The following is a 26,832-nucleotide window of genomic DNA, read 5'->3' on the forward strand; positions in this document are numbered from 1 at the left end:
GTTATTTATGCTCGAGCTTCGTCATCTCAATACCTTAACCGCACTACGTGCGCATGGCTCACTAGCAGCAGCAGCTGACGAGCTTCATGTCACCGCTTCTGCAGTCTCGCATCAACTCAAAGAGCTGGAGAATTACTACGATATCAGCCTCGTCAATCGCCGCACACGCCCGCTCACCTTCACCCCTGCGGGTAAAGCGGTACTGGCCTTAGCCGATAGCATCCTACCGCAAGTGACGCGTACCAAAAACGACTTAAAGCGCTTAGCCCATGGTCAAGCCGGTCGCCTGCGTCTGGCCTCTGAATGTCATAGCTGCTTTGATTGGCTGATGCCGATACTCAATCACTATCGCCGCGAGTGGTCGGATGTCGAGCTGGACTTTGCGACTGGTTTTGAGCCTGAGCCGCACCACTTATTGATGGAAGGTGATATTGACCTGCTGATTACGACTAGCAATTTGCCCCTTGAGGGTATTAGCTATCAGCCGTTATTTGAGTATGAGAGTCGCTTGGTACTCTCACCTACTCACGATTTGGCTGAACGAGACTTTGTAACGCCTACAGATTTGGTCGATGAAACTTTGATCGCTTATCCGGTAGAAGCCAAGCGCCTCGATATTATTGCTAATTTTATGACGCCATCTGAGGTCAGCTTTAAAGATATTCGCACCACTGAGCTCACCGCGATGCTGATTCAGTTAGTGGCTAGTGAACGCGGCGTGGCAGCCCTGCCCGATTGGGTGGTAAGCGAATATGAGAAAAAAGGCTGGGTAGTTTCAAGACCATTAGGAGAAGGCGTGCATTGTCAGCTATATGCGGCTACGCGTACTTCTAGTCAAGATACGGCTTATATGCAAGGGTTTGCCAGTTTGCTTGATGGGATTATTAAGCCGGTTTAATATTTCACTATCTATTACTTTTTTTGGTCATGAGATATCCTCCGCTTTGTTACTTTATGATGAGCGTTGTGGTAAATGATGGTTCCCTAGTGAGGACTTGAACCTTTGACTGTGGGCTAATGGTATCAGTGGTTTGAGCTGTTTAGATATTGGTAGTGTAATTTATAATTTACTTATGAAGTTTCTTTCGTTAAAAGGTGTCAACTTTATTGTACAACTGCTTAATTTAGTCAATAACAATCTATTAAAGGAGAGCTATTTTTATATTTATAAAACGCTTTTTTGACTTTGTACTATAAGAAATCTAACTCACTAATACATTGGTAAGGAAGACTCAATGTCTAACCTCAGATTGGTAGTAATAGGGTTTGCGACACTTATGCTTTTAAATGTCGGTTGCAGTAAAAAAGAGTCTAACAGCATCAATGAAGTAAAAGAGAACCCATTAGAAACTATAGCAAAGCAAATTCCAGAAGAAGTAAAGATACATGGAAGTTTTAAAAGAAGCTTTGAAGTACATGAGCTAGAGGCGAATGGCAAAATTTACTATGTAGCAGATCCAAAACAGCTTTTGATGAAAAAGTCTACTGAAATTGGTCAAGATGGGTATTACAAGTTGTTTGAAACTTGCGTGGTTGGAGTGATTGGCTCTGAAGGTGGTTACGGGCCTACCGGTAAGTACGAAAATGAAATTACAGTCAGTAAAATGTGTGTGTGAAAAAGCATATATTCCAACAGAACTATTTAAATCAGACCACTCATTAAGCAAGTGATATATATAAAAGCTCAAAGCACCAACTTAAATAAATAAAACCCAACTGCTGTAGCCAATAAAGTCAGTCCAACATGTAAGCCAATTAATCCCAGTCCTGCTATTATTTTGCCCGCACTAATAAAAGTAAATACCTCAGCACTAAAAGTGCTAAAAGTCGTCAGTCCACCCAAAAACCCAGTAATCACAAATAGCCTGATATTGGGAGATAAGTCGCTACCCACACGCTCAAACCAAACGAGCGCTAGTCCGATTAGTAAACCGCCCAACACATTTGCGCTAAGCGTACCAAGCGGTATCCAATGATGCAGTGGGTTAAAGCGCGCTAAATAGCCACGCAAACACGCACCAAGTGCTGCTCCCAAACCAATGGCAAGCCACTGCATAGATTATCCTTAATTTATATGGCTTTTAAACTTTATACCGCAGGCAACTCGGTCATCGGCCAACGCGGCACGCAGCTCACTGCCAAATCATCGCTCTGACCCGCATTCAAGCGCTCAAAGCCTGCATAAGCAATCATCGCGCCATTATCTGTACACAAAGCGGGCGGTGCGTAATGTACGGTGGCATTGATTTTGGCCAATTCCGTCTCTAAGGTCTCACGCAAATGAGTATTAGCACTCACCCCGCCTGCAATAACCAGCCGATTCATATCCGCTTGTTTAAGCGCTTTTACGCATTTTTTTACTAAAGTATCAACCATTGCGTGTTGGAAGCTCGCGGCAATATCGGCGCGTACTTGTGCATCGCTATCTGAACCTGCCGTATCCTTTATGAGATTATGCACCGCCGTTTTCATCCCACTAAAAGAGAAATCAAGACCGCGATGTAGCATAGGACGTGGTAAATCGTAAGCTTGCGGATTGCCCGATTCTGCTAATTTGGCAATATTAGGGCCACCCGGATACGGCAAACCGAGCATTTTAGCCGCTTTATCGAAGCACTCTCCAGCGGCATCATCGATGGACTCGCCCAATATCTCATACTCGCCGATGCCGCGAGCAGCAATAAGCTGAGTATGACCACCAGAGACCAGCAAGGAGACAAAAGGAAACGGCGGCGGATTAGCGCCCATCAGCGGTGCAAGCAAATGGCCTTCCATATGATGCACGCCAATAGCTGGAATACCTAAACCAAAAGCTAAACTGCGACCAAATAATGCGCCTGTCATCAGTGCCCCAATCAGCCCTGGACCCTTAGTATAAGCGATAGCATCAATATCGTTCTTGCTAAGGTTACATTGCGCTAATAGCTCATCGAGCAGCGGCACTAGTTTGCGAATATGATCGCGGCTAGCCAGCTCAGGCACCACGCCACCATAGACCGCATGCAGCTCAATTTGCGAATACAGCACTTGCCCGATCAGGCCTTTATTGGCACTATCGATCTGCTTGCTATCAAAAATAGCCAGACCGGTCTCGTCACAGGAAGTCTCTAAGCCTAATACTTTCATGCCATCGCCTTTATTTCTGAAGTAACCGCGGTGTACTTACGTTTCTCAGTGTTTTAACACTCATGATCTTAATGACAAAAAACCGCCATTGTTAGTACACAATGACGGCTCATTTAACAAATTTCAAGAGCGAATGATGGCTATTAGCTAGCAGCAGCAATCATATATTCTACAGCAGCTTTGATCTGATCTTCGGTCACGCCATTATAAGCCTGCGCTGGCATCTGATTGAAACCATTAGCTGAATGATCTGTTAACGTGGCTACGCCTTTTTCGATACGCGGGGCCCAAGCCGCAGCGTCGCCATATTTTGGCGCGTTTAATAAACCTGTAGCATGGCAAGCCATACACTGCTTATCATAAAGCTCAGCCCCAACGTTTACCGCTAGATCCTCAGAATCACCAGCGCTCTCTTCTGCAACTGCTGACGCTGCCATATCTACATCTTCATCTTCATCTTCAGTGCCGGCGGTGTCTGCAGTCGCGACGACCATAGGCTCTGTTTCTGCAAACTCCATATCTTCTGCTTCAGGAGCATTGGCACGAGCAATCTCAGCAGCCTCCTCGACTCGCTCTGGCGCTTTTACCTCTTCATGACCACCACTACAAGCGCTAAGACTAACGCCTAAGCTGACCACTAGAGTCGTCCACAATGCTGTGTTTAGTGCCGTTTTTCTCATTCCAACATCCTCACCAAAATTGATATAAAAACCTATAAAGCTTACTGGATTATTGCAATTATCATAGCATAAATTCGGTTAAAGCCGTTATCGTCATAAGGTGTTTTATCGGCATTTTTGTGACTTGCCGAGTATTATTTTATGAAGTAAATAAGTAAAACAGACGGTATTGAGAGTTAAGTCTGATAAAATAATATAGCTCTAAACAATCTAATAATGAAGAATTTGCCTTTTGATAGGCTAGCGCTGAGTGACGATAAACGCTCCAAAATCCTTGACTTTATTGATGATTTTAGGTAAAATTACCGCCCTTGTACTTCTGTGCAAGCTTATCCTAGTTTGAGCTGATGCGTTAATCTTGAGATATTACCGCTAAATACTAATACACAGCCAAACTAATGCCTTTGTATCTCATCCCTATAAGGAGTCTTCATGCCTGCAGTTAAGGTTAAAGAAAACGAACCCGTTGATATCGCTATCCGTCGTTTTAAGCGTGCTTGTGAAAAAGCTGGCGTATTGTCAGATGTACGTAAGCGTGAGTTTTATGAAAAGCCAACGCAAGAGCGCAAGCGCAAAAAAGCGGCTGCCGTAAAGCGTTATAAGAAAAAACTGCAACGCGATACTATTCGTACCACGCGTATGTACTAATAATAAGTCAGTGAATGACTGACTATTAGTACTAATATTGATAGTACTAATAATAGTACAGCGACTAGCGCCACTGTTATCGATTGATATCAGTGGCGTTTTTTATGCTACAATTTTTATTATTGCCAATTAGTAATGACTTTGGGTCAATACTGATTAACTAAAACCTCTATAAAAACATGAACAAGGATTAGCCACCATCATGAGTGCACTAAAACAACAATTAGCAGATACTATCGTCACTTCTATGAAAGCCCGCGAGCTTGAGCGCGTCAAAGTGATGCGTAATGTGCAATCTGTCGTCAAGCAGATCGAGATCGATCGCAAAATTGAGCTAGATGATGCAGGGGTGTTAGAGATACTGCAAAAGCAGCTCAAACAGCGTCAAGAGTCTTTGGCTATCTTTACCGAAAATGGCCGCGATGATTTGGCAAGTAAAGAGCAGTTCGAGATTGATATTATCAATGAGTTTATGCCAAAACAGATGGATGACGACGAGCTTGCCGCGTTAGTTAATAAAGAGATTAGCGAACAAGGCGCCACCTCTATGCGCGATATGGGTAGTGTCATGGGCGCCCTAAAAACCAAAACCGCAGGCCGCGCGGATCCTGCTGTTATCTCAAGACTTGTCAAAGAAGCACTGCAAGGCTAAATTTATACCAATCAAACGGTATGGGTTTTATAGCGAATTAGAGAGCGCGCATCATAACCGCCTAAGGCTTAAAGTCTTGGGCGGTTTTTACCTCTGTGATTTCTTTTTTGATACTGGCTAATAAAGGGCTGCGGCTAGAGGGGTTTGGCATTTGTTTAGCCAGTTGCTCAGCTTGCGTCAAAGACGTCAACGCGGAGTCATAGCGCCCATTCCAGAGCTGATCATGACTGCGATAACGTAAGGCATTAATAGTAGCAATCGCTTTTATAGAAGCTGAATTTGACATTTTAGCGAGTTTTTCGTTAGCCAGTTGCAAGCTTTGCCAAGCATAACGGTCACTAGCTTGCTCTTGCGTTAATGGCTTGAGTAACGCTTGCGCCTGCAGCGGTTGATTATTACTGGTGAGGGCTTCTGCTAAGTATAGCCGCAAATCACGGCGCTCCGGATAGAGGCGCTGCTGCGCGCTCAAGACTTCGACCGCTTGCTGCCATCGGTTTTGTTCACTGAGCACTTGGCTATAGGTGATAGACAATAACGGCTCTAGTATTTGTAGCTGGGATGCTGGTAGCGCTGAAAGCTCTTTCATCAGCTTATCAGCATCGTCGAAGCGTTGCTGCTGACTGTACCAATACATTAATGCTAGCTTGGCGCCATTACTGCTGTTGGCGGCGGTGGTCAGCGCTGTCTCTGACGTATGCTTGCCCATGACTTGCACCCGCCAATATAATAAATCGAATAAAGCTTGATGGCGCTGCTGCTGCGTCAAAGATAAAGGCGCATACCGCTGAGCGCGGGCTTGGGACTCGCTTAAGCGCTCGTTGCTTAAAGGATGCGAGCGCGCAAAGCTTGGCAAATAACGGTTTTCGATTTGATTGAGCTGACTTTTTTGGTTCATCGTCGCAAAAAAGCTAGGCATAGCCCGGGGATCGTAGCCCGCTTGCGTCATAATCTGCATGCCAACCCGGTCCGCCTCGCGCTCATTGCTACGGCTAAAGGCCATACTGCTATTCATAGTCGCCGTCTGTGAGCCCATCATCACTGCCGCGGCCGCATCGCCATCGACCGCTGAGGCGGCAATCGCTGCTAGCATGCCGCCGATTTGCATCAGTAGCGCTTTTTTGCGCGCGTCTGCACCGCTCTCATAATGGCGCTGACTAATATGGGCTACTTCGTGAGCGACGACGCTTGCTAATTCGTCCATGCTATCCGCCGCTAATATAGTACCAGTATTGATGCCGATGATACCGCCGGGCGCGGCAAACGCATTAATACTTGGATTATCAATAATAACTAAAGCTAACGGCGCTTGCTGACGAGCTTGGGCGTTGAGTCGCCAAGTCATCGCTTTGATCGTCTCTTGAATCCAAGGATCATGTTCCATCTTAGTACGGCCATTGATGTTTTGTAGCGACCACTCACCAATGAGTTTATTTTGATATTGATCAGCAAAACTGAGCGACTGTCCTTGTAGGTTGGGGAGCTCAAGCTCATTGGACGGCTGTTGCCAGGTACCAAAAGCTGACGTTTGCGCCGCTGGTATCGCTGCTAGTGGCTCAGAGCGACTCTGCTGCACGCTCGCACCATAACTAACACTACTAAATAGCAGTGTCAGCATAAGTAAACTATGAGTCGATGAACGATGAATAACCTTCAAATGAGTATCCTATTTTTGAATAGCGCCAGCAAATGCCCCAGCCGCTTACTTTAAGTATTTTGGCTCTTTTCGACTATATAAGCTTGGCGGTATAACGTCAATTATTGGTCATAATTAACTACTAATATCTAGGCAAGCGTCACGGTTAAGTAACATTATTGTGCAATGCTTTGCCTTATATTTTTGCTTATTTAAAGCTATATTTATCAAACATAGTGATGATGATATTCAACTGCTCTCCTAGCCTAGCAGTTTGTTATAATAAGCATTTATCGTTCAAGGTTTGTTTTATGTCAGCTGCGTCTAAAACTCCTGTATCTGCCCCTTATGGCATAAAGGTATCATCGGCTTTGTCTGCCGATGAGCAACAAGTCATCGCTAATTTGTTAGCGCTATTACCTGACTCTTATATTAGTGAGGTAAAGTCAAACTTAGATAATGAAATAAGCATAAAAACTGACTCTACCATTATTATAAAAGGTTTCGTTGATGGTCGCGGTTTGGCTTGTCCGCTGCCATTATTAAAGACTAAAGTAGCTCTACGAGAGGTAGCGGTAGGTGAGTCTTTATATATCGTTGCTACTGATCCCAACTCGCAAGCGGACATCACTGCTTTTTGTCGACAATCTCAAGCTAATAGTGCTACTTCGTTAGTTATTTTAGTGAATACAGTCACTGATAACGCCGTTAGCGATGACAAAAAGACACAAGCAGCCGATACAATATTTCACTTCATCATTACCAAAACCGATAGCAACTAAGCACTGCTATCCTTTACAATTACCATAATTATTTTATTTTGCATACTTGTTTATTTATTTGCCTATTTACTTGATTAAGGTCAAAGATATGACTACTCCTACCACTGATTCTGCGACAAAAAAATCTTCACCACCCAAAAAAACTCGCAGTAATGACAAGGTGACTACTGAGCAAAATGCCGCGCGCAAAGCGGCATTGGAAGCAGCGGCTAAGCGTCCGCCATACGATGCTAGTGCTTTAGAAAAGACCAGCACTCGCGACTTAGTTCCTGCCATGCCAACTCATCTGTCGGCTCCTGGGGTAAATTTGGGCGCTTATATTAATACCGTGCACCAAATTCCTATTCTCACTCCGACGCAAGAACAAGAGCTTGCGCACCGCTATTATGATGAGGGCGATGTCGAGGCGGCGCGGTTATTGGTGATGTCGCATCTGCGCTTCGTGATACATATCGCGCGTAGCTATTCAGGCTATGGCCTACCGCAAGCGGATCTGATTCAAGAAGGCAACTTAGGTCTGATGAAAGCGGTCAAGCGTTTCGATCCAAATAAGGGCGTGCGCTTAGTATCTTTTGCCGTGCATTGGATCAAAGCTGAGATTCATGAGTTTGTGATTCGTAACTGGCGCATTGTCAAAGTAGCTACCACCAAAGCGCATCGTAAGTTATTTTTTAACCTGCGCAGCCTGAAAAAGACCAACAACCAGCTGACTTTAGAAGAAGCTGACGCGATTGCTAACGATCTCAACGTCACGCGCAAACAAGTGCTAGAGATGGAATCGCGGCTGACCTCTTATGACGCCTCTTTTGAGACCCAATCAAGCGATGATGACGATGGACGTTACGCGCCGCAGCTGTTCTTAGAGGACGGGATAGACCCGGCTGAGATGATAGAAGAGTCTGATTGGGAAGCCAATAATTCATCCGCGTTGATAGAAGCGATGGGTACGTTGGATGATCGCTCTCGTGATATCGTTGAGCAGCGCTGGCTTAGTGAGCAAAAATCCACCTTGCATGAATTGGCAGCGGTCTATTCTATATCGGCCGAGCGTGTGCGTCAGATCGAAAAGAACGCGATGGACAAAATTCGCGATGCCATGACGATTGAGAGTGTTATTTTGCCCGACGATATCCAGTAATGATTGAATTAGTGGTTTAACTATTTATCATACATACCGCTATTTTTTATAAAAACTAAGAGTTTGAGAATGGTTAATTGGATAGGTATTGCTGCCATAAATATGGCTATCGCAGTTGCTCTAGGCGCGTTTGGTGCTCATGGACTCAAAAGCTTAGTCAATGAGCAGCAGCTCGCTTGGTGGCATACCGCTACGCTTTATCTGCTTATTCATGCACTTGGACTGTTATTGGTTGGCATATTATTGCGCCTTAATTACGCCACTCAGACGACGGCTTGGCTGTTACAGCTCGGAGTTATCATTTTTGCCGGTAGTCTCTACGCTATGACCCTAGGAGCACCGCGTTGGTTTGGCGCTATTACCCCTATAGGCGGGGTGCTAATGATAGCAGGTTGGCTATGGCTAGCGGTCAACGCCTTTCACTTAAGTAAATAACGTTGCAGCAAGCTAAAACTGTCTGCCAATGTCAATAAGAGTATAAACAGGTTAAAACGGCTAAAGCACTGGTTAATTATTATAAAACAGGATTACGGAGCATCTTATGAGCACCATCACCGTCAACGGTAAGACCTTACAAACCACGCATCAAACGGTGCAATTAGTAGTCAATGAGCTTGGCTTAAGTAAAGGGCGCTATGCGGTAGAGGTCGATGGTGATCTCATTCCTAAAAGCGAGTTGGCGCAGCTGCGAGTAGTAGAAGGGATGACTATCGAGGTGGTACAAGCAGTTGGTGGTGGCTAAAACGTTTATTGTCTATAAATAAAGCTCTATTCTTGTAAACTCAATTGATAAATTCTAAGCCTAAAAAAGACCTCAATCGACTAAACGATTGAGGTCTTTTTATTTCTGCAATAACTTGCTCTACAAATTTAGCGCTAAAAATGCGCTACACCTTTAGTTATTTCACTTCTAGTCTTGTGGTTAACTTCTCTACTCATTAATGATGTAGTCCATTACATACAGCTGATTGACTGGCCTGGCATAAGCATAACTAAGTTTTGTTGTTATGTTTATTATTAGCTATAAGTACAACCAAACCAGTCAAAGCGTTTATATCTGTATAATAGACTTATCTTGATAGCAAGTTTATCGTTACATCGCCGATGCAGCGTCAGCAGCTTCGCTATTATTATAGCTGCTGTCACGTCCAGTCGCGCGAGTCTTCTTATCCTGTTGGCGGGTTTTATATTTACGTACTTGCCGCTCGAGCTTATCAGCCATCTCATTAATGGCTTTGTACATGTCATCGTCTTTTGCCTGAACGAACATTTCTTGACCTGAGACCCGCATGATAGCTTCGGCTTTGTGGCTTTTTTTACCACCATCGCTTGCACCGCTATTGTCTAAAGACAAAATAACCTGAATGCTCTGAATTTGATCAAAATGACGTTCAATCTTTTCTAGCTTTTCGCGAACTGCGGTATTCATGGCATCGGTAACACTGATATGGTGACCACTAATAGATACGTTCATATACTTATCCTTATATTTATTACCACTTATAGTGAACTGATAGTACGGTAAACGAACCGTTATCAGCTAGTGCAATCAAACTGTCAAAAACTGATGTTAAAAGGCAGTCCTAGAAATCAATGACGATATAGCAAATACTGCATTCTATATAAAGTATCGCTTCTTCAAATCTCCTTTTGTCAAAACTCGTTATCAGGCCTTACTAACGCCCTAGAATACTTTTGAATCCGTCTTTTAAAGGCTTTAAATCGCCGATTCTAAATTGCTAAATATCGCTCAGTTTTCGCTGTTGATGCCCTTCTAATTTGTCATGAATACCTAAGAGTAGCAAGACGCTATATTGTAATTAAATGTAAGGTTAACTGTTATCTATTGCTAAAGTCTATATAATCAAAAAATTTTATTTTTATTCGTAGCGATTATTATATCTTCTAAACTGATCCTCACCCGCGCTAATATTTTTGTTTGCGCTGGGTGGAGGAACCAATTCCCATAGCTTCGCGATATTTGGCTACCGTACGTCTGGCGATGTCGATACCCTCTTCATGCAAATGCTGCTGCAGACGACTATCAGAAAGAGGCTTTTTCGGAGCTTCATTAGCGATGAGCTGTTGAATCTTAGCGCTAATAGCGGTCGACGAGATATCGCCCTCACGGCTACTAACATGCGATGAAAAAAAGTACTTCAGCGAAAATAGCCCCTGAGGCGTTAAGATGGATTTGCTGGTGGTTAAACGGGAGACCGTAGATTCATGTAAATCCACCTCTTCAGCGACATCCTTTAGGATAAGAGGCTGCATAGCGGAGGCGCCATGACGTAAAAACTCTTGCTGACGTCTTACAATACTGGTCGCCACCTTTAATAGATTTTGGTTACGCTCCTCAATACTCCGAATAAATAGTTTGGCATCGGTGAGGTTTTCACGCAGATATTGATTGTCCGAGCTATCATCACCGCGCTTGACTAGATTGGCGTAGTCTTTGTTAATACGTAGTTTCGGCAGCGTCTCTGGATTAAGACTGACTTGCCAGCGCTCGTCATCAACTGCCCTATCCGCTTCAAGAGCCGCTGTTCGGTGGCGACGAATGGGCGTAACCAAGACATCCGGAATATCATAACTCTCAGGAGTTTGGTCGTAGCTGGGCTGATTACTTTGAAAGGCGAGACCCGGCGCAGGATTGAGCTGGCGTAATAAGCTTAGCGCTGGGGTGATCTGTTCTGCTTTTAGGCCTGTTGACTGCGTTAGCGCCTTAATATTATTGCTTACTAAATGCTCGCTGGCAGACAGTAGGGCTTGCGCGTCGGCTAGATGTTCTGTATTAAGATCAAGCTTGCTGAGCTGTATGGCCAAGCACTCACTCAGATCACGCGCTCCTACCCCTAAGGGGTCACAAGACTGAATGACCCTAATCATGACGGTTATTTCATCGTACTCTATTGGCTCTGGCCACTGATAAAAGCTTGCCATAGTTGCAAAGCTCTGCAGTAACTCATCGATATCTAAACGGATAAAACCCATCTCATCCATAGCGTCGATCAGATAATCGGCAATCATAGTATCGGTGTCTGATAGGCGTTTAAAATTGAGCTGCCAACGTATGTAGTCTTGGATACTGGCGTTGGTTGCGCCTTGATAGCGCTCCAAATCATCAAAATCGATATGGCTGGAAGCGGCTTGATCTGAGGGTGCTGCCGTAAAACTCGTCGTCTCGAAAGCGTGCTGGTCAGCGTAGGCGCTATCATGAGTAGGGTCAGCCATCGCCTCATTATCGATATCCATCGCGCTACCGTCGATATGGGCTTGCTGCAATTTATCGAAGCTATCTACACTGTCTTGACTATCGTAACCGTCATAACTGTCATAACTATCGTCATTATCGTTAGTGCCACTGTTCCACATCTCGAGCGTTGACGGATCTTCAGCCGTTTCTAGAGCGCTATTATCATCACTGTCGTAACTGTCTTCCTCGTCCTCAATACGCTCAAGTAATGGGTTACTCTCGAGCTTGGCTTGCACCTCTTGCGCTAACTCAAGGCTAGAGAGCTGCAAGAGCTTGATAGCTTGCTGCATCTGCGGGGTGAGCTTCTGTGAGGTGTTTAGCGTGGCGCCCAAGCCAAATGACATACTCATGAGCAGTTTATTGCACTCCAATATCGGTGTGGTTGTGTTTAATAATAACAATGGATATTGACTTATAACTCTATTAACCCTATTGGGCCATGACGATAGCATTTTTCATAGTAATCTTGCTATGATAATTTATAACATATATAGCGTCATAGCCTTTTTTATTGCTAGAAAATAATGTTTATTGCTATTAAACGAGAAACCATATGAATAAATTATTAAGCGTCGCGGCGCTGCAAATGAATAGTCAGCAAGATATCGAAGCCAATCTTAGCACTATAAAAGCCGGGATTGGGGAAGCGAGCACTCAAGGCGCGCAGCTCGTCGTCTTGCCTGAGAACTGTTGTAGCATGGGCCGTCAGTTTGCTACTGCGGAGCGTTTTGAGTCGTTATCAGCGACGCTTGCCAGCTATGCCCGCGAGCATAACGTGCATCTGTTAGCCGGCTCACTACCTTGTCCGTTTCGTCCGGATGGCGTTGTCGTTCCTGATAGTAGGTTACGTCAAGTCAGTCAGCTGTTTGCGCCCGATGGCACGCGAGTAGCCCGTTATGACAAAATTCATCTATTCACCGCGACGGTTGCCGATAAGCAAGGCAGTTATAACGAAGCGGCAACATTTGAGCCAGGAACCCAGACAGTAGTCACTCCTATAGAAGTCGCAGGAGAGATCTATCAACTAGGAATGATGGTATGTTTTGATTTGCGCTTCCCAGCGCTTGCTCAGCGCCTACGCCAAGCCGGTGCGGAGCTGTTGAGCGCCCCTTCGGCTTTCACATATCTGACCGGACAAGCGCATTGGGAGCTACTGCTACGAGCGCGGGCGCTAGATAGTCAGTGTCTAGTGATAGGCGCGGCGCAAGGGGGCGAGCATCATTATAAGGACGATAAAATGCGGCAGACTTGGGGACATAGTGCCATTACCGCCTTTGACGGCACGATTATCGATAGTTATGAGAGTAGTGAGATTAAAGCTAAGGATAACAAAGGCTATGCCTTAGTATTTGCTAGTTTGGATAAGTCAGCGCAGCAACAAGGCCGTGAGAAAATGCCTATTTTTCAATGTCACCGCTTGGCCTAATAGTATTTATAATAAATGGGTGTAAATTCAATTGAACTAAAAACGCTATATTATCACGTAGAACTGGTATAAATTTTACTGGCGTGCTGTTATCACAGAGGCTGCATAAAACTCATCCCAGTTCCACGAACATAACTTGTATATTAAACGCAGTGTCATTTTTAATTTTACTATCACTCACTATCTTGCTGAGCATGAGTCGCACGCGGATGGGCGCGATCATAGACTTGCGTCAGCTTAGCAAAGTCGACATGCGTATAAATCTGCGTGGTACTAATATCGCTATGGCCAAGCATCTCTTGTATCGCGCGCAAATCACCGCTGCCAGATAGCATATGAGAGGCAAAGCAGTGGCGCAGTAGATGCGGATAAAGATTTTGCGCGATACCGGCGCGTTTGGCCGCGACCTTTAAACGCTGCTGCACGGCGCGAGTGGACAGCCGCGTACCGAGCTTTTCACTGATAAATAAGGCGCTATCTTGTTGTTCGACCCAAAGGTTACGATGCGGTAAGTAGCGCTCAATTGCTGCAGCGGCTTTGCTACCGATAGGAACCAGGCGCGTTTTATTACCTTTACCGGTCACCCGAACGCGTAGATCAGCTAAATCGATATCCATCATATCGAGCGCGACCAGCTCGCCTACCCGTAAACCACTGCTATAGAGCAGCTCAAACATAGCCTTATCACGCAGCCACAATCGCGCCTGCTCGGGGGTATCGGGTAGTTCTTGCTCTAGAAGTTGGGTGAGCAAATCAATATCGGCAATAGAGGGCAGCGGCCGCGGACTACGCTTGAGCTGATAGCCAGTCGTCGGATTGATACGCGCTATATCCTCTTCGATAAGCCAACTATAAAAATGACGAATCGCGGAGAGCTCTTGCTGCACGCTAGCTAGAGCAAGCTTATCTTCATCGAGGCGCTGAGAGATATGCTGAGCCAATTGCCGCTTATCGCAGCGCGTCCAAGTCAGACGCTTACCGCGCAGATATAATGCCAACTGATTAACACCAGCAAAATACGCCGCTAAAGTATGCTCAGAGTGATTGCGTACTGATAAGATATTTAACCAACGGTTCACCGGCGTCAATAGCTCGCGTAATGCCGCATCTGGCTCTATATCCGCTGCCGGATTGACATAGTCTTTGACGCTCATAAATGCTCTCTTAATTGGACCGTACTTAGCTAGGACGTACTAGGCTTGATGCCCGCTTGCGCCATAATACCATCGGGACTGAATACCCCTTCATATACAAAGGCGGTGGGGCCGGTCATCATCACCGCATAGCCCGGTTGCCACTTCACAATCATGCTGCCGCCATAAAGCTGCGCTCGTATATCCTCGCCTTCATCGAGCCAGCCTTCACGGATACCGATAGCGACTGCCGCACAAGCGCCGGTGCCGCAAGCTTGAGTCTCGCCAACCCCGCGCTCATAAACCCGCAAACGAATATGACGCTGATTCATCACTTGCATAAAGCCGACATTGACCCGATTGGGAAACGCTCGGTGCGACTCAATAGCTTTACCTAAAGTAGCAACTTCAGCATCTAACACATCATCGACCTTAATAACTGCATGCGGGTTGCCCATATTGGCCACATAAAGCTGTACCGGCGTGCCTGCCACATCGAGGTGATAAGCGTTTTGGATTTTAGTAGTGGCTTTTGGGGTAAAAGGAATCTCGTCCGGCTCAAACTTGGGCTTACCCATATCAACTTCAACCCAGCCATAGCGGTCGGTGGTCAAAGCAATAACACCACTAGCAGTTTCAACCCGCAACCGCTGTTTGAATGACAGCTTACGTGCTTGTACAAAACGGGCAAAACAGCGCGCGCCGTTGCCGCACTGCTCAACCTCAGTACCATCAGTATTGAAAATACGATAGCTAAAATCAACATCCGGACGCATTGGCGGCTCAACGACTAGCAGCTGATCAAAGCCTATACCTAAGTGCCGATCTCCCAATAATTCTACTAACTCTTTGGTTAAATCCAAGCGCTGAGTCACCAAGTCGATAACCATAAAATCGTTACCTAGCCCATGCATTTTTGTAAATTCTATTAACATATCCTTGTGTCCTATGCTGTTTTTATATGTCGGTTATATTAGCACGCTACCCTATACAATGATAACTATCAGCGTGTGATGAATGGTAGAGATAGCCATGAAGTAGTCGCCATAAAAAACCCACTGTCATCATGACAGTGGGTTTTTTTAAAATGGGTTCTTTTAAATCGCTATGACATTTTTAGATGCTACTTTTTATGACTTAGCTAATCACAAGCTAGCCGTTTCGCTATTGATCTTGCCAAAGCATCTCATCACGGTATAAGTCTTCGATCATTTCGCGCTTGCGAATCAATTGATGCTGATCCTTTGCCACCATAACCTCGCTTGCACGCGGGCGCGAATTATAGTTACTACTCATAGTAAAACCGTAAGCGCCAGCACCAGTGATAGCTAGAATATCAGCTGCTGCAAGCGATAGCACTCTATCCTTAGCTAAAAAATCCCCCGTCTCACAAATAGCGCCGACGATATCCCAAGCTTGGGTGTTAGCTGTAGCTATACCAGCATCCGGCAGTCTCTGCGGAATCACTGCCATTTGCGCTTGATACAGCGCCGGACGGATCAAATCATTCATCGCCGCATCAACGATAGCGAAGTTCTTATGCTCTGTTGGCTTGAGCACATCAACACTGGTTAGTAGCACGCCGGCATTAGCGACCATACTACGCCCCGGCTCAAAGAATACTTTTAGCCCAAGCTCAGTGAGTTTCGGCAACAGCGCCGCGGCAAAATCAGCGATAGACACTGGCGACTCATCAATGTAGCGCACACCTAGTCCGCCACCCAAATCAACATGCTGCAAATCAATGCCTTGATCGGCTAAAGCATGCACCAGCTCGATAATTTTATCTAAAGCAGCAACGAACGGCGCAACTTCGGTGAGCTGAGAGCCAATATGACAATCAATACCGACAATCTCGATATGTGACATCACGGCAGCCTGCGCATAAACGGCGAGTGCCTTATCGTGAGCGATGCCGAACTTATTATCCTTAAGCCCTGTTGAGATATAAGGATGGGTGCCTGCATCGACATCGGGATTGACCCGTAGCGATATTGGCGCCGGCTTATCTAGCTGCGCGGCGACCTCATTAATCAATGACAGCTCACTGATGGACTCGACATTGAAGCAGCTAATGCCTTGATTTAACGCAAACTCTATATCGCTGCGCGTCTTGCCTACGCCTGAATAGACGACGCGAGCCGCTTGCCCGCCAGCCGCTAACACACGCATCAGCTCACCACGCGAGACGATATCGAAGCCGGCACCCGCCTGCGCCAAAACGCCCAATACGGCTAGGTTAGAATTAGCTTTTACCGCATAGCATATCTGATGCTCAAGGCTAGCAAAGCTGTCGCTATAAGCTTGATAAACCTCTAAGATCGCCTGCTTGGAGTAGACATAACAGGGCGTATCGTACTGCTCAGCCAAACCGCTCACGCTAACGTCCTCAATATAGAGCTCGTTATTACGATAGCTCAGCGCTGGTAGATGGGCGCTCAAAGCTTGAGGATCGATATATAACCCTTGCTCAGTTTGCAGGGTAATCGCTTGGCTATCTGCCACAGCTGCCTCTTTTTGCGATTCAGCATCACTCATAGTCATCTCTTTAATTTATTCAGGTTTTCAAAGAAAATTATTAAGGTATCAAATTATCAAAACTGCAGCACCGATCAGTAATCGTTTGGATCATCGCTCGGTTCAGGCAGCACTTGCTGCTCCTCAAGATAACGTGTTCGCTCATACTCGCCATCATTCACCCCAGCAAAAGCAGCATCTTGCGGCTGGCTGGTACTCTCTAAGACCTCAGAGCTGGTTACTAGCTCTTGCTCGCTATCTGCCAAATATAGTGGACCTTTTTGTCCACAGCCGCTTAAGCCCAAAGCCACTAGAGTAATGCTAATAGCAGTAATTTTTGGTAATATAAAATTTGGTTTTTGAGTTTTCATAAGTTGTAAGCCATTAACAATGCGTCACTGAATGCTCAAAACTAACAATCAGCTATTGATATTTTAAAGCTAAATAATCCTACTCGGTAACAGCAAAACGCTAGCCAGTCTCGAGCATCAAATAGGCCTGTAATCATAGCATTAATTGGTAGCGCTTGACTTAGTTTAGCGATAATTTTAGTTGCAATATTTGCCTATCATTATTCTTTATAGGTGCTACATTTAATAATACCTTCTCTACCGCTTTTTTATACACTCAGTGTACGGCTGTAACTAATACTTGACGAATGCTTGTCTTAAACCTTATAGTTATTGTGGTATAGCGCTTAATAGCGGGCGTGGTAATTGTTATAAAGTATGCTACCTTGTCTTTATCTTCTACCTTTTTTACTCAGCTTTAGTGTTCCAAATAGCTTTAATAATTCAAACCCCTACTCATTATATTACTAATTATTTCCACCCATAATCCAACAGCCATAATCTAAGGATAGAGCATGAATGACAGCGTCAGCACTCCCACTTTTAGCGATGATAATTCGGGCAGCTCAGCATTAACCAATCCCACTTTAGTCCTCAACTGTGGATCTTCCTCTATTAAATACGCTTTGATTAGCGAGGATGAATCGACTCGTATTACTGGACTGGCCGAAAACTTAGGCCTCGATACCGCTCGTATCAAACATACCGCTTTGAATGGTGAAAAGCTTGAAATTGCTATTCCAGGTGGTCGTCATAAACTCGCCTTACAAAAAGTGCTTGAGCTGCTAGAGCAATATCACTTTATAGCCGTCGGTCATCGCGGGGTTCATGGCGGCCGCGAGTATTCAGAGGCGGTCAAAATCGATGATCACGTGTTATCCGAAGTTAAACGTCTAAAATCATTAGCACCCCTACATAACCCAGCCAACGCTCTGGGCATTGAGGCGGTACAAGCTATCTATCCTGATGTCCCGCAAGTCGTGGTTTTTGATACTGCCTTTCACCAAACCATGCCGCCCGTCGCTTATCGTTATCCGATTCCAAAAGTCCTTTACGAAGAAGAAAAAATCCGCCGTTATGGCTTCCATGGCACCTCACATGCTTATGTCTCAGAAAGAGCCAGTGAAATTACGGATGCCAAAGGCCCACATGGTTGGCTAACAGCGCATCTAGGTAATGGCTGCTCAGCGACTGCCGTTTATGATGGCAAAAGTCTAGATACTAGTATGGGGCTTACGCCGCTTGAGGGCCTAATGATGGGCACACGTAGTGGTGATGTCGACCCCAGCTTGCACATTCACCTAAAACGTCAGTTAGGTATGAGCTTAGAAGAGATCGATAAAATGCTCAATAGCGAAAGCGGCCTACTTGGTATCTCTGGTCTCTCTAACGATCTACGTACCGTTGAGCAAGCCGCCAATGAAGGGCATAAAGATGCTGAACTAGCAATCGAGATGTTCTCCTATCGCGTCGGTAAATACTTAGCGAGCCTCAGCTGCGCGCTGCCTGAGTTTACCGGTATTGTCTTCACTGGCGGTATCGGGGAGAACTCAGCAACCACGCGTGCACGCATTCTAAACGTCATGCGACATTTCGGTATTGAGTTCGATGCAGACAAAAACAAAACGCTCGTTGGCGGCGCGGAAGGACGCTTTGAAAGTGACGATAGCAGTATCGAGCTGTGGGTTATTCCGACTGACGAAGAGCGCCAAATCGCTAAAGAAACGCGGCAAACGCTCGGCCTAGCCTAAGACAGGGGTAAACTAAAAAAGCGCTGTATCATTATGGCGCTTTTTTTAAACGCTCAAGCCAGTCGCTTGTTAGCCCAGTCACTTAATTAGCAGAATAATAGTCACTCATCATACATACCCAGTCATTAAAAATATAACAAACCGTAGGATACACTATGCAAACTATTTTATTGGTTCCTATCAGTCGCGGTATCGGCGTGACGTCAGCCGCTCTTGGCCTCATTCGCGCGCTTGATTATAATGGCATTAAAGCCGGTTTTATGAAGCCTTTCTTGCAAGATGATACGCTCGATAAACAAAACAGCTTAGACAGCTCAAGCGCCCTTATCATGCATGCGTTTGGCCTAACGCCGCCCAAATCTATCAACCGTCAGCGCGTTGAGCGCATGATCGGCGATGGTAACCTCGATGAGCTGATGGAAGAAGTCATTGGCAATTATCACAGTATCGAGGGCGACCCAGATGTCATTATCTGTGAAGGCTTAGTGCCAACGACCGAAGCCTCTTACGCTTCACAAATCAACCAAGCCATCGCTCACGCTTTGGACGCGAAGATTATCTTTGTCAGTACCGTCGATACGAGTAATCCTGCTTATCTAGCAGACAAGCTCGATGTGCACGCGCGCGAATTCGGCGGTATCGCCCATGAGCGTACGCTCGGCTGTATCTTAATGCGGGTACATGATGTACCCAATACCTTTGAGACTCAGCCCGTTGCTCCTGGTGAAGCGGTAGTCAGCCTAGATGAAAGCTTTATACAAGAGGTGCAGCGTCTATCACCGCACTTCCATAGCGAGCGTTTCCGCCTAATTGGTGTCGTGCCATTCAGTGATTCGCTATCAGTGCCGCGCACTTGGGATATCGCCGCTGAGCTTGACGCGACTTGGCTGAACGTCGGCGAAGCCAAATCGCGGCGTATTAATGATATCAGCTTGACCGCACGTTCCGTCTCGCGCGTTGATGAAGTCTTTAAGCGCGGTACGCTTATCGTAGTGCCAGGCGATCGTGATGATCTACTGCTAGCAGCAGGTTTGGCTTGTATCAATGGCGTGCCATTAGCGGGTCTAGTGTTGACAGGTGGCGTTGCCCCTAACGAAACCGTGACTGAGCTCTGGCAATCGGCGTTGAAGACGGGTATCCCCATTATGAGTGTCGAGACCGATAGCTTTGAGACGGTACAAAACCTACTACAAATGAGCGCTGAGATACCGAGCGATGATACCGAACGCGCGCAGGAAGTCACGCGCTATGTCGCCGCGCATTTGGATCTGAGCTGGATTAAAGCCTACTTCAGCGGTGACTATACCCCGCGTCTCTCGCCTGCCGCTTTTCGTCATCAAGTGGTCAAAAAAGCGCAAAATGCCAAAAAACGCATCGTGTTACCAGAAGGCTCCGAACCGCGCACCGTAGAAGCCGCCTGTATCTGTCAGAGTCGCGGTATCGCCGATTGCGTGCTACTAGCTCAGCGTAGCGAAGTCGAGCAAGTCGCCAAAAACCGTGATTTAATACTGCCAGAAGGGCTAGAGATTATCGATCCTGCTAGTCTCGATATGGGCAAGTATATCGATGCCGTGGTTGAGCGCCGTAAAGGTAAAACTACTAGCGAGGTCGCCGCTGAGTATCTGCAAGATACCGTCTATCTAGGTACTATCATGCTCGAGATGGACGAAGTCGATGGTCTAGTTTCTGGCGCGATTCATACCACTGCCAATACCGTACGTCCCGCGTTTCAACTGATTAAGACCGCGCCGCAGTACTCCTTAGTCTCGTCGGTATTCTTTATGCTATTACCTGAGCAAGTCGTCGTCTACGGCGATTGCGCCATTAATCCAGATCCAAATGCTGAAGAGCTGGCTGAGATTGCTATTCAATCGGCGCAGTCTGCCGCCGCCTTCGGTATCGATCCCAAAGTCGCGATGATCAGCTACTCGACCGGCTCATCAGGCACCGGCGCTGATGTCGAAAAAGTCATTGAAGCCACAAGAATCGTCCGTGAGCGCGAGCCAAGTCTAGCTGTTGATGGGCCTCTACAATACGATGCTGCGTCGGTAATGAGCGTCGGTAAACAAAAAGCGCCGGATTCAAAAGTTGCCGGTCAAGCCAATGTGTTTATCTTCCCTGATCTCAATACTGGTAATACCACTTACAAAGCGGTGCAGCGTAGCGCTAACGTCATCAGTGTCGGTCCTATGCTCCAAGGGCTAAATAAACCGGTTAATGATCTATCGCGCGGCGCTCTAGTCGATGATATTGTCTATACAATAGCTTTGACTGCTATTCAGGCATATAGCGACTTGATCTAACATTGTTTAAATTATGGTTATTTTCACAAAAAAGCGCTCATCATTATTATGCTGAGCGCTTTTTATTATGAACAAATGATAAGCGCTTATTAAGCAGAAAAATCTATCGACAAGCGTTATAATGACGCCATGAACAAAAACCCTACCCTTTCTTATACTAAACAAAATCATAAACCAGCGATTCGTGCCTACTTAGGCGGCTCTTTTAATCCGGTGCATAGTGCTCATATCGAGATGGCAATGCAGGTTTATGCTGCTCTTGCGCCCTTAGCGGCTCAGCAAAATTGTGAGCTACAAGTGTCGTTATTACCCAACGCGCGCTCGCCTTTTAAACAAAAAACCACCTATCCTAAGCATCGATTAGCGATGCTAAAACTGGCAGTAACAGACACACCATTACACGTAGATGAGCTTGAGCTTTGGCAACCACCGCCAGTTTATACTATCGATAGTGTGCGCACTTTACGGCAGCGCTATCCGCAGGATATCTTGATATTTATTATGGGTATGGATAGCGTCCGTAGTCTGCGTAAGTGGAAACAGGGTTTACAGCTGACTGAATATGTTCACCTTTGGGTATTTGATCGCAGTGCCAGTGTTAATCCTACAAATACTAACTTCAAGCATAAAACCTTGGATAATAAACAAGCCTTAAGCGCTAAACAGCGAGCTACTTTAATCAGTCAACTACCCGACTCGCTACAAGAGCAAGTGGTTGAATCTGTTAGCGAACTGATTGCTACTTCTATTGACGGCTTAGAAGCCCAAGACTTAGAAAATAAAGGCTTGAAAACCCTACGCAAAGGACTCATTTATATAGACTCAAGACCAGTACAAAAAATATCTAGCAGCGAAATTCGCAACCAATTACTTGCGTCTGTTACCGCCCCCATTACAAAAGATAGCCTGCTTAAAGACTGCCATGACCTATCTAAACACCTACATCCTGCGGTTTATGACTATATTGTGCAGCATAAGCTATATTCCGTAGGCTAATTCCGTTAAAATCACCTTATTATAGTCATCACCACTTATTTTTGGCCGATGACGATTCACTTTCTATAGCTAATGACGATTAAAGAGACCCAAATTTATGACCAACACTATGACTAACGAACGTTTAGAAGAGTGCTTAACGCTAGTAACCACCGCTTTGGACGGTATGAAAGCCAAGAACATCACTGTACTCGATGTGGAGGATTTAACCGACGTGATGGAGCGTATGGTTATCGCTGAGGGCACCTCCAAGCGCCACGTCCGCGCTATGGCTGATAGCTTAGGCGCTGATGCTAAGCAAGCGGGATTTATGCCCTTAGGCCGCGAAGGTGGCACGGATTCTGACTGGACTTTGATCGATTTAGGCGCTGTGGTCGTGCATATGATGACACCAGCTGCGCGTGAGTTCTATGATTTAGAAGGCCTATGGTCATCGCCTGAGAGCTTAGCGGAGTTAGTTGCAACCCCACGTGAGAAAAAAGCCGGTCGCCGTAACTAATTTTAAAAATTTCCAATTCATTTAAATGACATAAAGACTGGATAATTCATCTGGTCTTTTTTTATGGGGTTTATGCTTTGAGTTTTCTCTACGTTAGAAAGGTAATTAAACGAAAAATCGCCTTAAGTTTGCGCTACTATATCGTTATTCTCGCGACTATCTGTTAGGACAACTTATGAGCAGTGTCAATCTTAACTCTACTATCCAAAAGTCTAATGCTAGTTTTAATCAATCCTTGCCTCTACATATCGCCACCTTAATCGAGGTACGAGCGGGCAAAGCTATGCCCTTCGCCCGTGAAGCCATGAGCGCTATCGATAAAGCGCCGATCAAAGCGCCAGTTGCAGTTAACTTTATGGGTTTGACTACCGATGAGCAAGCGGATCGTAAGCATCATGGTGGTCCTCTAAAAGCGGTGCACCAATTGCCGACAGCAACTTATGACAAAATAAATAATGAGTTTAATCTAAAAGTGCGAGAAGGAACTCTAGGCGAAAATCTCATCACTGAAGCAGTGAATGGTATGCCTGAGATGACGGAATCTACCGTTTGTATTGGCGATGTTTTTCAATATGGTAAAGTCGAGAATACTGGGAGCGTGCAATTACGTATCGTACAACCGCGTCGTCCTTGCTACAAAATTAACGATCAAATCGGTCAGTTTACTAAAGTACCGAACATTGCCGCTTGGATCAGTAAACAAGGTATTGCAGGTTGGTATTTTGAGGTGGTCCGCGAAGGCATAATTGATGCGGATTTGCCGGTTTATTTGGTGGAACGCCCCTATCCATTCGCTACGCTTGAAAAACTTTGGCAGCTCTCAAACTCGAAAGACAAATTTGCCGCTGAGGTGATTGAACCTTGGTTGGCGATTGAATGTTTGGAGGAGAGCTGGAAGGCGGTGCTTAAAAAGAAAATTAAGAAAGAGTCAGTTTAATAATCATACCGTCAAATCATAAAACCCTATCTGTTGAAAAGGGCCTTTCATGGCAAAAAACTTTACCACTTTAGCATTAGCTTCTTTATTAACGCTACCCTTAATCGGCTGCGTAACAACCCTTAAGCAGCAAGTAGCGACTACCGAGTCTTTTATCGTAGATAGCGAGACTTATCAATCAACCGGTAAGAGCCAACGTATTAAATCTATCGTGCTGCATTATACCGTCAGCGATAACGAACGCTCCATTCAGCTATTAACCCAAGGTCAAGTCAGTGCGCACTATCTGATTATGGATAGCGATGATGATAAGATTTATAGCTTAGTGCCTGAGTCTGAGCGCGCTTGGCATGCGGGTGATGGTGGTTTTGCAGGCAGAACCATCTTGAATGATACCTCTATCGGCATTGAGATTGTCAATAAAGGCATTCAACCGCAGTACTTAAAAGCGCTCAAAGATAGCGAGCTAGAGTATCATCCCTACTCGCATTTTGTAGAATTTGACGAGTTACAGATCAAAAAGGTCGCGCAATTGGTGCAAGATATTGCGAGGCGCTATGAGATTTCACCGAAGAATATCATCGGTCACGCTGACCTTGCACCGTCGCGCAAGATTGACCCGGGAGCTAAATTTCCTTGGCAACGTTTGTATATCGATTATGGTATTGGCGCTTGGTATGATGAAGCCGATAAGCAACTATTTATCGATCAAGTTCTATTAGCAACGCCTACTATACCTGAGGTCAAGCAGGCCTTCCGCGACTACGGCTATCAGATAAATAGCACTGACGAATGGGATAAAGCCAGCCGCGATGTCATCTATGCCTTTCAATTGCATTTCCGCCCGCTCAATCCAACAGGCATAATGGATATAGAGACCTATGCTATCCTAAAAGCACTGAATAAAAAGTATGCAGGTCGTGACGACTTTTACTAACTTTCAATGACTAATGCCCAATCCATAACAATAATGAAAAAGGACCTCCTATGAGCACCCTCTTTAGCGTCAATTTAAATAAACTCGCTTTAATCCGCAACTCACGTGGCACCGATTATCCTAACTTATTAACCTTTGTAAAAAAGCTTATCGATCTCGGGGTCAAAGGTTTTACCGTACATCCGAGACCCGATGAGCGCCATATCAAATACCAAGATGTCTATGATATCAGTGAGTATCTCAAAGAGTATAAAGATATAGAGTTCAATATCGAGGGCAATCCTAACGAGCAGTTTTTAACGCTGATTCGCGAGGTAAAGCCGCATCAATGTACCCTTGTACCCGATAGCGAAGAGCAGCTGACCTCTGATCACGGTTTTGATATTATCAAACATCATAATTTTTTATCAGAATTAAGCCATGAGCTTGAATCGTTCGGTACGCGCTGCGCGGTGTTTATCGATCCTGACATTGAGCAGATTAAAGCGGTCATTGATAGCGACGTACAAACCATAGAGATGTACACTGAGGAATGGGCGCGTGCCTATGAAAATAAGAATGATGGCACCGGTAATAACGACAGCAACTTCAATGAAGTTAAAAAGCGCTTTAATGACTGTATCACCCTTGCTAGCGAAAACGGTATGCGCGTTAACGCTGGTCATGATTTAAACCTAGAGAATTTAGCCGATTTGCTCAGTTTGGGCGACATCGCTGAGGTATCTATTGGTCATGCCTTTACCATTGAGTCGCTAGAGCAAGGCATGGATAACGTGGTTGGTCAGTATTTAGAGATTTGTCGTTAGATTGTTTGATATTAAAGAATAGAAAAGGTAACGCTTATGACCCTACGTATTCACGCCTTGTTTCATACTGACTATGCGGATCTAAGCTTTATCAAACAGTGGGCAAATAGTCATAATTATCCCATTACGATTAGTCGATCTTACGATAACGATGCTTTGCCTGAGCCAGATAGCTTTGATTGGCTGATCGTCATGGGCGGGCCGATGAGCGTGCATGATGAGGATAAGCACCCTTGGCTCATTGCTGAGAAACGGTTGATTACTCAAACCATTGATGCGGGCAAAACGGTGATTGGTGTTTGCTTAGGCGCGCAAATTATCGCCCATTGTTTGGGCGCTGAGGTTAAGCCGTCTGGAGTCAAAGAAATCGGTTGGTTGCCGATGCAGCTTACCGAAGTAGGTCAGGCCCATCCGTTATTGCAGGACTTGCCTAAAGACTTTACGGTGTTTCATTGGCACGGTGAAGGTTTTGACTGTCCCAAAGGCGCGAGTATCATTGCTGAGACAGACGCTTGGGCCAATCAAGGCTTTATTTATCAAACGCCAAAACATAAACAGCGTGGCACTTGGGTACTGGCTTGGCAATGTCATTTTGAAGTCACCAAAGAGAGCCTACCCAAAATGGTCTCTAATGGTAATGCAGCTATCCAAAGTGGGCTGAAGGATTATCCTGAAACGGTACAAGCACCGGATAAGATACTAGCGCTAGGCGATAAATATATTGAAGAAAATAATGAACGATTAGCTGCTATGTTTAATCGAATAGCAGCGTCAGCAAATAAATAGTATAAGGAGTCAGTCATGAGTAATTCACAACAAGATGAGCAGCAAAAACTTGAAGAGTATCTAGAAGCGAAGGCTAGAGAGGAGCAGGAGAAGGAAAGTCAGCAGCAACAGGAGGCTGAGTCGCTATCTGAATATGAGGCTTGTGTGCTAAGAGAGAGTGCTAGGGTTCGGGAGTTAATGGCTGGGGCTCGGAGGTCATCAGAGGGTGAGTAGTTGAATGAAAAACTTTCTAACTAAATACCATATATTTATAAATTTACGTAAGATAGTTTATTGTGCATAAGTCTTGTATAGAATGAATGGGTTTAGAAAATCATACAACCGTGTAAGTTGGGTTAGTTTGTCATATCGACGGCAGTTTATGAGATCGTCCATCCTACTCCTTCTAATTTGTGGGCTCAAACCACAACAAATATCTGCAAGAACACGATGTCACCGCTAGCCCTGATAGTAGCGAAAAGCAGGATTAGCTTCCC

At 45.4% G+C, this 26,832-nt stretch carries 28 protein-coding genes; 18 read left to right on the plus strand and 10 right to left on the minus strand.

Annotation, left to right across the window (positions count from 1 at the left end; genetic code table 11):
- The first annotated feature begins 7 nt into the window (after positions 1 to 7).
- Both ACS8E3_RS00915 and ACS8E3_RS00920 read left to right on the plus strand, forming a co-directional pair.
- Complete coding sequence (locus ACS8E3_RS00915; protein WP_439240258.1) at positions 8 to 898, plus strand: LysR family transcriptional regulator; 891 nt, start codon at positions 8 to 10, stop codon at positions 896 to 898.
- A 337-nt stretch (positions 899 to 1,235) separates the two neighbouring features.
- Positions 1,236 to 1,616: a hypothetical protein gene (locus ACS8E3_RS00920; RefSeq protein ID WP_439240260.1), complete on the plus strand. Its 381-nt coding sequence runs from the start codon at positions 1,236 to 1,238 to the stop codon at positions 1,614 to 1,616.
- A gap of 68 nt (positions 1,617 to 1,684) precedes the next feature.
- Here ACS8E3_RS00920 and ACS8E3_RS00925 read toward each other — a convergent pair whose 3' ends face one another.
- The 3 genes from ACS8E3_RS00925 to ACS8E3_RS00935 form a co-directional block, all read right to left on the minus strand.
- Positions 1,685 to 2,056: a CrcB family protein gene (locus tag ACS8E3_RS00925; protein WP_439240262.1), complete on the minus strand. Its 372-nt coding sequence runs from the start codon at positions 2,054 to 2,056 to the stop codon at positions 1,685 to 1,687.
- A 32-nt stretch (positions 2,057 to 2,088) separates the two neighbouring features.
- Positions 2,089 to 3,126, minus strand: a complete 1,038-nt coding sequence (gene tsaD / locus ACS8E3_RS00930; RefSeq protein ID WP_439240265.1) for a tRNA (adenosine(37)-N6)-threonylcarbamoyltransferase complex transferase subunit TsaD — start codon at positions 3,124 to 3,126, stop codon at positions 2,089 to 2,091.
- Positions 3,127 to 3,269: 143 nt separating this feature from the next.
- On the minus strand, positions 3,270 to 3,806 hold the full coding sequence (locus tag ACS8E3_RS00935; RefSeq protein WP_439240267.1) for a c-type cytochrome: 537 nt from the start codon (positions 3,804 to 3,806) through the stop codon (positions 3,270 to 3,272).
- A 432-nt stretch (positions 3,807 to 4,238) separates the two neighbouring features.
- On the opposite strand from ACS8E3_RS00935, the gene rpsU reads away from it, so the two are divergent.
- A complete protein-coding gene (rpsU, locus tag ACS8E3_RS00940; RefSeq protein WP_025645021.1) occupies positions 4,239 to 4,454 on the plus strand; it encodes a 30S ribosomal protein S21 in 216 nt (71 codons plus the stop codon).
- 202 nt (positions 4,455 to 4,656) lie between these two features.
- Positions 4,657 to 5,106, plus strand: coding sequence for a GatB/YqeY domain-containing protein (locus tag ACS8E3_RS00945; protein WP_439240270.1), 450 nt, complete (start codon positions 4,657 to 4,659; stop codon positions 5,104 to 5,106).
- A gap of 61 nt (positions 5,107 to 5,167) precedes the next feature.
- Here ACS8E3_RS00945 and ACS8E3_RS00950 read toward each other — a convergent pair whose 3' ends face one another.
- Positions 5,168 to 6,760: a M48 family metalloprotease gene (locus ACS8E3_RS00950; RefSeq protein ID WP_439240272.1), complete on the minus strand. Its 1,593-nt coding sequence runs from the start codon at positions 6,758 to 6,760 to the stop codon at positions 5,168 to 5,170.
- A 290-nt stretch (positions 6,761 to 7,050) separates the two neighbouring features.
- Here ACS8E3_RS00950 and ACS8E3_RS00955 point away from each other — a divergent pair, with 290 nt between their 5' ends.
- The 4 genes from ACS8E3_RS00955 to thiS all read left to right on the plus strand — a co-directional run bounded on the left by ACS8E3_RS00955 (position 7,051) and on the right by thiS (position 9,401).
- Positions 7,051 to 7,521, plus strand: coding sequence for a sulfurtransferase TusA family protein (locus ACS8E3_RS00955; RefSeq protein ID WP_439240274.1), 471 nt, complete (start codon positions 7,051 to 7,053; stop codon positions 7,519 to 7,521).
- Positions 7,522 to 7,795: 274 nt separating this feature from the next.
- Positions 7,796 to 8,659 (plus strand): RNA polymerase sigma factor RpoH, encoded by an 864-nt coding sequence (gene rpoH, locus ACS8E3_RS00960; RefSeq protein ID WP_439240665.1) that lies wholly within the window; start codon positions 7,796 to 7,798, stop codon positions 8,657 to 8,659.
- Between the two features lie 69 nt (positions 8,660 to 8,728).
- On the plus strand, positions 8,729 to 9,094 hold the full coding sequence (locus ACS8E3_RS00965) for a DUF423 domain-containing protein (protein ID WP_439240277.1): 366 nt from the start codon (positions 8,729 to 8,731) through the stop codon (positions 9,092 to 9,094).
- Positions 9,095 to 9,200: 106 nt separating this feature from the next.
- Entirely contained in the window at positions 9,201 to 9,401 is a 201-nt protein-coding gene (gene thiS / locus ACS8E3_RS00970; protein ID WP_439240279.1) for a sulfur carrier protein ThiS, read from the plus strand.
- A gap of 351 nt (positions 9,402 to 9,752) precedes the next feature.
- Here the strand turns inward: thiS and hpf are convergent, their stop codons facing one another.
- Together hpf and rpoN are read right to left on the minus strand one after the other, a co-directional pair.
- Positions 9,753 to 10,133, minus strand: a complete 381-nt coding sequence (gene hpf / locus ACS8E3_RS00975) for a ribosome hibernation-promoting factor, HPF/YfiA family (RefSeq protein WP_439240281.1) — start codon at positions 10,131 to 10,133, stop codon at positions 9,753 to 9,755.
- A 452-nt stretch (positions 10,134 to 10,585) separates the two neighbouring features.
- Positions 10,586 to 12,265 (minus strand): RNA polymerase factor sigma-54, encoded by a 1,680-nt coding sequence (rpoN, locus tag ACS8E3_RS00980; RefSeq protein ID WP_439240283.1) that lies wholly within the window; start codon positions 12,263 to 12,265, stop codon positions 10,586 to 10,588.
- Positions 12,266 to 12,468: 203 nt separating this feature from the next.
- Here rpoN and ACS8E3_RS00985 point away from each other — a divergent pair, with 203 nt between their 5' ends.
- Entirely contained in the window at positions 12,469 to 13,341 is an 873-nt protein-coding gene (locus tag ACS8E3_RS00985; protein ID WP_439240285.1) for a carbon-nitrogen hydrolase family protein, read from the plus strand.
- A gap of 173 nt (positions 13,342 to 13,514) precedes the next feature.
- On the opposite strand, the gene ACS8E3_RS00990 is transcribed toward ACS8E3_RS00985, so the two are convergent.
- The 4 genes from ACS8E3_RS00990 to lptM all read right to left on the minus strand — a co-directional run bounded on the left by ACS8E3_RS00990 (position 13,515) and on the right by lptM (position 17,362).
- Positions 13,515 to 14,495 (minus strand): tyrosine recombinase XerC, encoded by a 981-nt coding sequence (locus tag ACS8E3_RS00990; protein ID WP_439240287.1) that lies wholly within the window; start codon positions 14,493 to 14,495, stop codon positions 13,515 to 13,517.
- 29 nt (positions 14,496 to 14,524) lie between these two features.
- Complete coding sequence (dapF, locus tag ACS8E3_RS00995) at positions 14,525 to 15,409, minus strand: diaminopimelate epimerase (protein ID WP_439240289.1); 885 nt, start codon at positions 15,407 to 15,409, stop codon at positions 14,525 to 14,527.
- Between the two features lie 229 nt (positions 15,410 to 15,638).
- Positions 15,639 to 17,012 (minus strand): diaminopimelate decarboxylase, encoded by a 1,374-nt coding sequence (lysA, locus tag ACS8E3_RS01000; RefSeq protein ID WP_439240291.1) that lies wholly within the window; start codon positions 17,010 to 17,012, stop codon positions 15,639 to 15,641.
- Positions 17,013 to 17,086: 74 nt separating this feature from the next.
- Entirely contained in the window at positions 17,087 to 17,362 is a 276-nt protein-coding gene (lptM, locus tag ACS8E3_RS01005; RefSeq protein ID WP_439240293.1) for an LPS translocon maturation chaperone LptM, read from the minus strand.
- Positions 17,363 to 17,856: 494 nt separating this feature from the next.
- On the opposite strand from lptM, the gene ACS8E3_RS01010 reads away from it, so the two are divergent.
- From ACS8E3_RS01010 to ACS8E3_RS01050, 9 genes are all read left to right on the plus strand, one after another.
- Positions 17,857 to 19,092, plus strand: a complete 1,236-nt coding sequence (locus ACS8E3_RS01010; protein ID WP_439240295.1) for an acetate/propionate family kinase — start codon at positions 17,857 to 17,859, stop codon at positions 19,090 to 19,092.
- A 155-nt stretch (positions 19,093 to 19,247) separates the two neighbouring features.
- Positions 19,248 to 21,395: a phosphate acetyltransferase gene (pta, locus tag ACS8E3_RS01015; protein WP_439240297.1), complete on the plus strand. Its 2,148-nt coding sequence runs from the start codon at positions 19,248 to 19,250 to the stop codon at positions 21,393 to 21,395.
- A gap of 129 nt (positions 21,396 to 21,524) precedes the next feature.
- Positions 21,525 to 22,391, plus strand: coding sequence for a nicotinate-nicotinamide nucleotide adenylyltransferase (locus ACS8E3_RS01020; protein ID WP_439240299.1), 867 nt, complete (start codon positions 21,525 to 21,527; stop codon positions 22,389 to 22,391).
- Between the two features lie 97 nt (positions 22,392 to 22,488).
- On the plus strand, positions 22,489 to 22,890 hold the full coding sequence (gene rsfS, locus ACS8E3_RS01025) for a ribosome silencing factor (protein WP_439240301.1): 402 nt from the start codon (positions 22,489 to 22,491) through the stop codon (positions 22,888 to 22,890).
- Positions 22,891 to 23,065: 175 nt separating this feature from the next.
- A complete protein-coding gene (locus ACS8E3_RS01030) occupies positions 23,066 to 23,827 on the plus strand; it encodes an MOSC domain-containing protein (protein ID WP_439240303.1) in 762 nt (253 codons plus the stop codon).
- A 49-nt stretch (positions 23,828 to 23,876) separates the two neighbouring features.
- Positions 23,877 to 24,764 carry an N-acetylmuramoyl-L-alanine amidase gene (locus ACS8E3_RS01035; RefSeq protein WP_439240305.1) on the plus strand — a complete coding sequence of 296 codons (888 nt, stop codon included), beginning with the start codon at positions 23,877 to 23,879 and terminating at the stop codon, positions 24,762 to 24,764.
- A 50-nt stretch (positions 24,765 to 24,814) separates the two neighbouring features.
- Complete coding sequence (locus ACS8E3_RS01040) at positions 24,815 to 25,570, plus strand: pyridoxine 5'-phosphate synthase (protein ID WP_439240307.1); 756 nt, start codon at positions 24,815 to 24,817, stop codon at positions 25,568 to 25,570.
- Between the two features lie 36 nt (positions 25,571 to 25,606).
- Complete coding sequence (locus ACS8E3_RS01045) at positions 25,607 to 26,356, plus strand: type 1 glutamine amidotransferase (RefSeq protein ID WP_439240309.1); 750 nt, start codon at positions 25,607 to 25,609, stop codon at positions 26,354 to 26,356.
- A gap of 15 nt (positions 26,357 to 26,371) precedes the next feature.
- Positions 26,372 to 26,569 carry a hypothetical protein gene (locus ACS8E3_RS01050; protein ID WP_439240311.1) on the plus strand — a complete coding sequence of 66 codons (198 nt, stop codon included), beginning with the start codon at positions 26,372 to 26,374 and terminating at the stop codon, positions 26,567 to 26,569.
- Positions 26,570 to 26,832 lie beyond the last annotated feature (263 nt).

This window comes from Psychrobacter sp. 2Y5 (assembly GCF_051847375.1).
Classification (GTDB): domain Bacteria; phylum Pseudomonadota; class Gammaproteobacteria; order Pseudomonadales; family Moraxellaceae; genus Psychrobacter.

Excerpts from the sequence above, each read along its gene's own strand:
- ACS8E3_RS00915 (WP_439240258.1), top strand. The coding sequence starts at position 8 with ATGCTCGAGCTTCGTCATCTCAATACCTTAACCGCACTACGTGCGCAT.
- ACS8E3_RS00920 (WP_439240260.1), top strand. The coding sequence starts at position 1,236 with ATGTCTAACCTCAGATTGGTAGTAATAGGGTTTGCGACACTTATGCTT.
- ACS8E3_RS00925 (WP_439240262.1), bottom strand. The coding sequence starts at position 2,056 with ATGCAGTGGCTTGCCATTGGTTTGGGAGCAGCACTTGGTGCGTGTTTG.
- tsaD (WP_439240265.1), bottom strand. The coding sequence starts at position 3,126 with ATGAAAGTATTAGGCTTAGAGACTTCCTGTGACGAGACCGGTCTGGCT.
- ACS8E3_RS00935 (WP_439240267.1), bottom strand. The coding sequence starts at position 3,806 with ATGAGAAAAACGGCACTAAACACAGCATTGTGGACGACTCTAGTGGTC.
- rpsU (WP_025645021.1), top strand. The coding sequence starts at position 4,239 with ATGCCTGCAGTTAAGGTTAAAGAAAACGAACCCGTTGATATCGCTATC.
- ACS8E3_RS00945 (WP_439240270.1), top strand. The coding sequence starts at position 4,657 with ATGAGTGCACTAAAACAACAATTAGCAGATACTATCGTCACTTCTATG.
- ACS8E3_RS00955 (WP_439240274.1), top strand. The coding sequence starts at position 7,051 with ATGTCAGCTGCGTCTAAAACTCCTGTATCTGCCCCTTATGGCATAAAG.
- rpoH (WP_439240665.1), top strand. The coding sequence starts at position 7,796 with ATGCCAACTCATCTGTCGGCTCCTGGGGTAAATTTGGGCGCTTATATT.
- ACS8E3_RS00965 (WP_439240277.1), top strand. The coding sequence starts at position 8,729 with ATGGTTAATTGGATAGGTATTGCTGCCATAAATATGGCTATCGCAGTT.
- thiS (WP_439240279.1), top strand. The coding sequence starts at position 9,201 with ATGAGCACCATCACCGTCAACGGTAAGACCTTACAAACCACGCATCAA.
- hpf (WP_439240281.1), bottom strand. The coding sequence starts at position 10,133 with ATGAACGTATCTATTAGTGGTCACCATATCAGTGTTACCGATGCCATG.
- rpoN (WP_439240283.1), bottom strand. The coding sequence starts at position 12,265 with ATGAGTATGTCATTTGGCTTGGGCGCCACGCTAAACACCTCACAGAAG.
- ACS8E3_RS00985 (WP_439240285.1), top strand. The coding sequence starts at position 12,469 with ATGAATAAATTATTAAGCGTCGCGGCGCTGCAAATGAATAGTCAGCAA.
- ACS8E3_RS00990 (WP_439240287.1), bottom strand. The coding sequence starts at position 14,495 with ATGAGCGTCAAAGACTATGTCAATCCGGCAGCGGATATAGAGCCAGAT.
- dapF (WP_439240289.1), bottom strand. The coding sequence starts at position 15,409 with ATGTTAATAGAATTTACAAAAATGCATGGGCTAGGTAACGATTTTATG.
- lysA (WP_439240291.1), bottom strand. The coding sequence starts at position 17,012 with ATGAGTGATGCTGAATCGCAAAAAGAGGCAGCTGTGGCAGATAGCCAA.
- lptM (WP_439240293.1), bottom strand. The coding sequence starts at position 17,362 with ATGAAAACTCAAAAACCAAATTTTATATTACCAAAAATTACTGCTATT.
- ACS8E3_RS01010 (WP_439240295.1), top strand. The coding sequence starts at position 17,857 with ATGAATGACAGCGTCAGCACTCCCACTTTTAGCGATGATAATTCGGGC.
- pta (WP_439240297.1), top strand. The coding sequence starts at position 19,248 with ATGCAAACTATTTTATTGGTTCCTATCAGTCGCGGTATCGGCGTGACG.
- ACS8E3_RS01020 (WP_439240299.1), top strand. The coding sequence starts at position 21,525 with ATGAACAAAAACCCTACCCTTTCTTATACTAAACAAAATCATAAACCA.
- rsfS (WP_439240301.1), top strand. The coding sequence starts at position 22,489 with ATGACCAACACTATGACTAACGAACGTTTAGAAGAGTGCTTAACGCTA.
- ACS8E3_RS01030 (WP_439240303.1), top strand. The coding sequence starts at position 23,066 with ATGAGCAGTGTCAATCTTAACTCTACTATCCAAAAGTCTAATGCTAGT.
- ACS8E3_RS01035 (WP_439240305.1), top strand. The coding sequence starts at position 23,877 with ATGGCAAAAAACTTTACCACTTTAGCATTAGCTTCTTTATTAACGCTA.
- ACS8E3_RS01040 (WP_439240307.1), top strand. The coding sequence starts at position 24,815 with ATGAGCACCCTCTTTAGCGTCAATTTAAATAAACTCGCTTTAATCCGC.
- ACS8E3_RS01045 (WP_439240309.1), top strand. The coding sequence starts at position 25,607 with ATGACCCTACGTATTCACGCCTTGTTTCATACTGACTATGCGGATCTA.
- ACS8E3_RS01050 (WP_439240311.1), top strand. The coding sequence starts at position 26,372 with ATGAGTAATTCACAACAAGATGAGCAGCAAAAACTTGAAGAGTATCTA.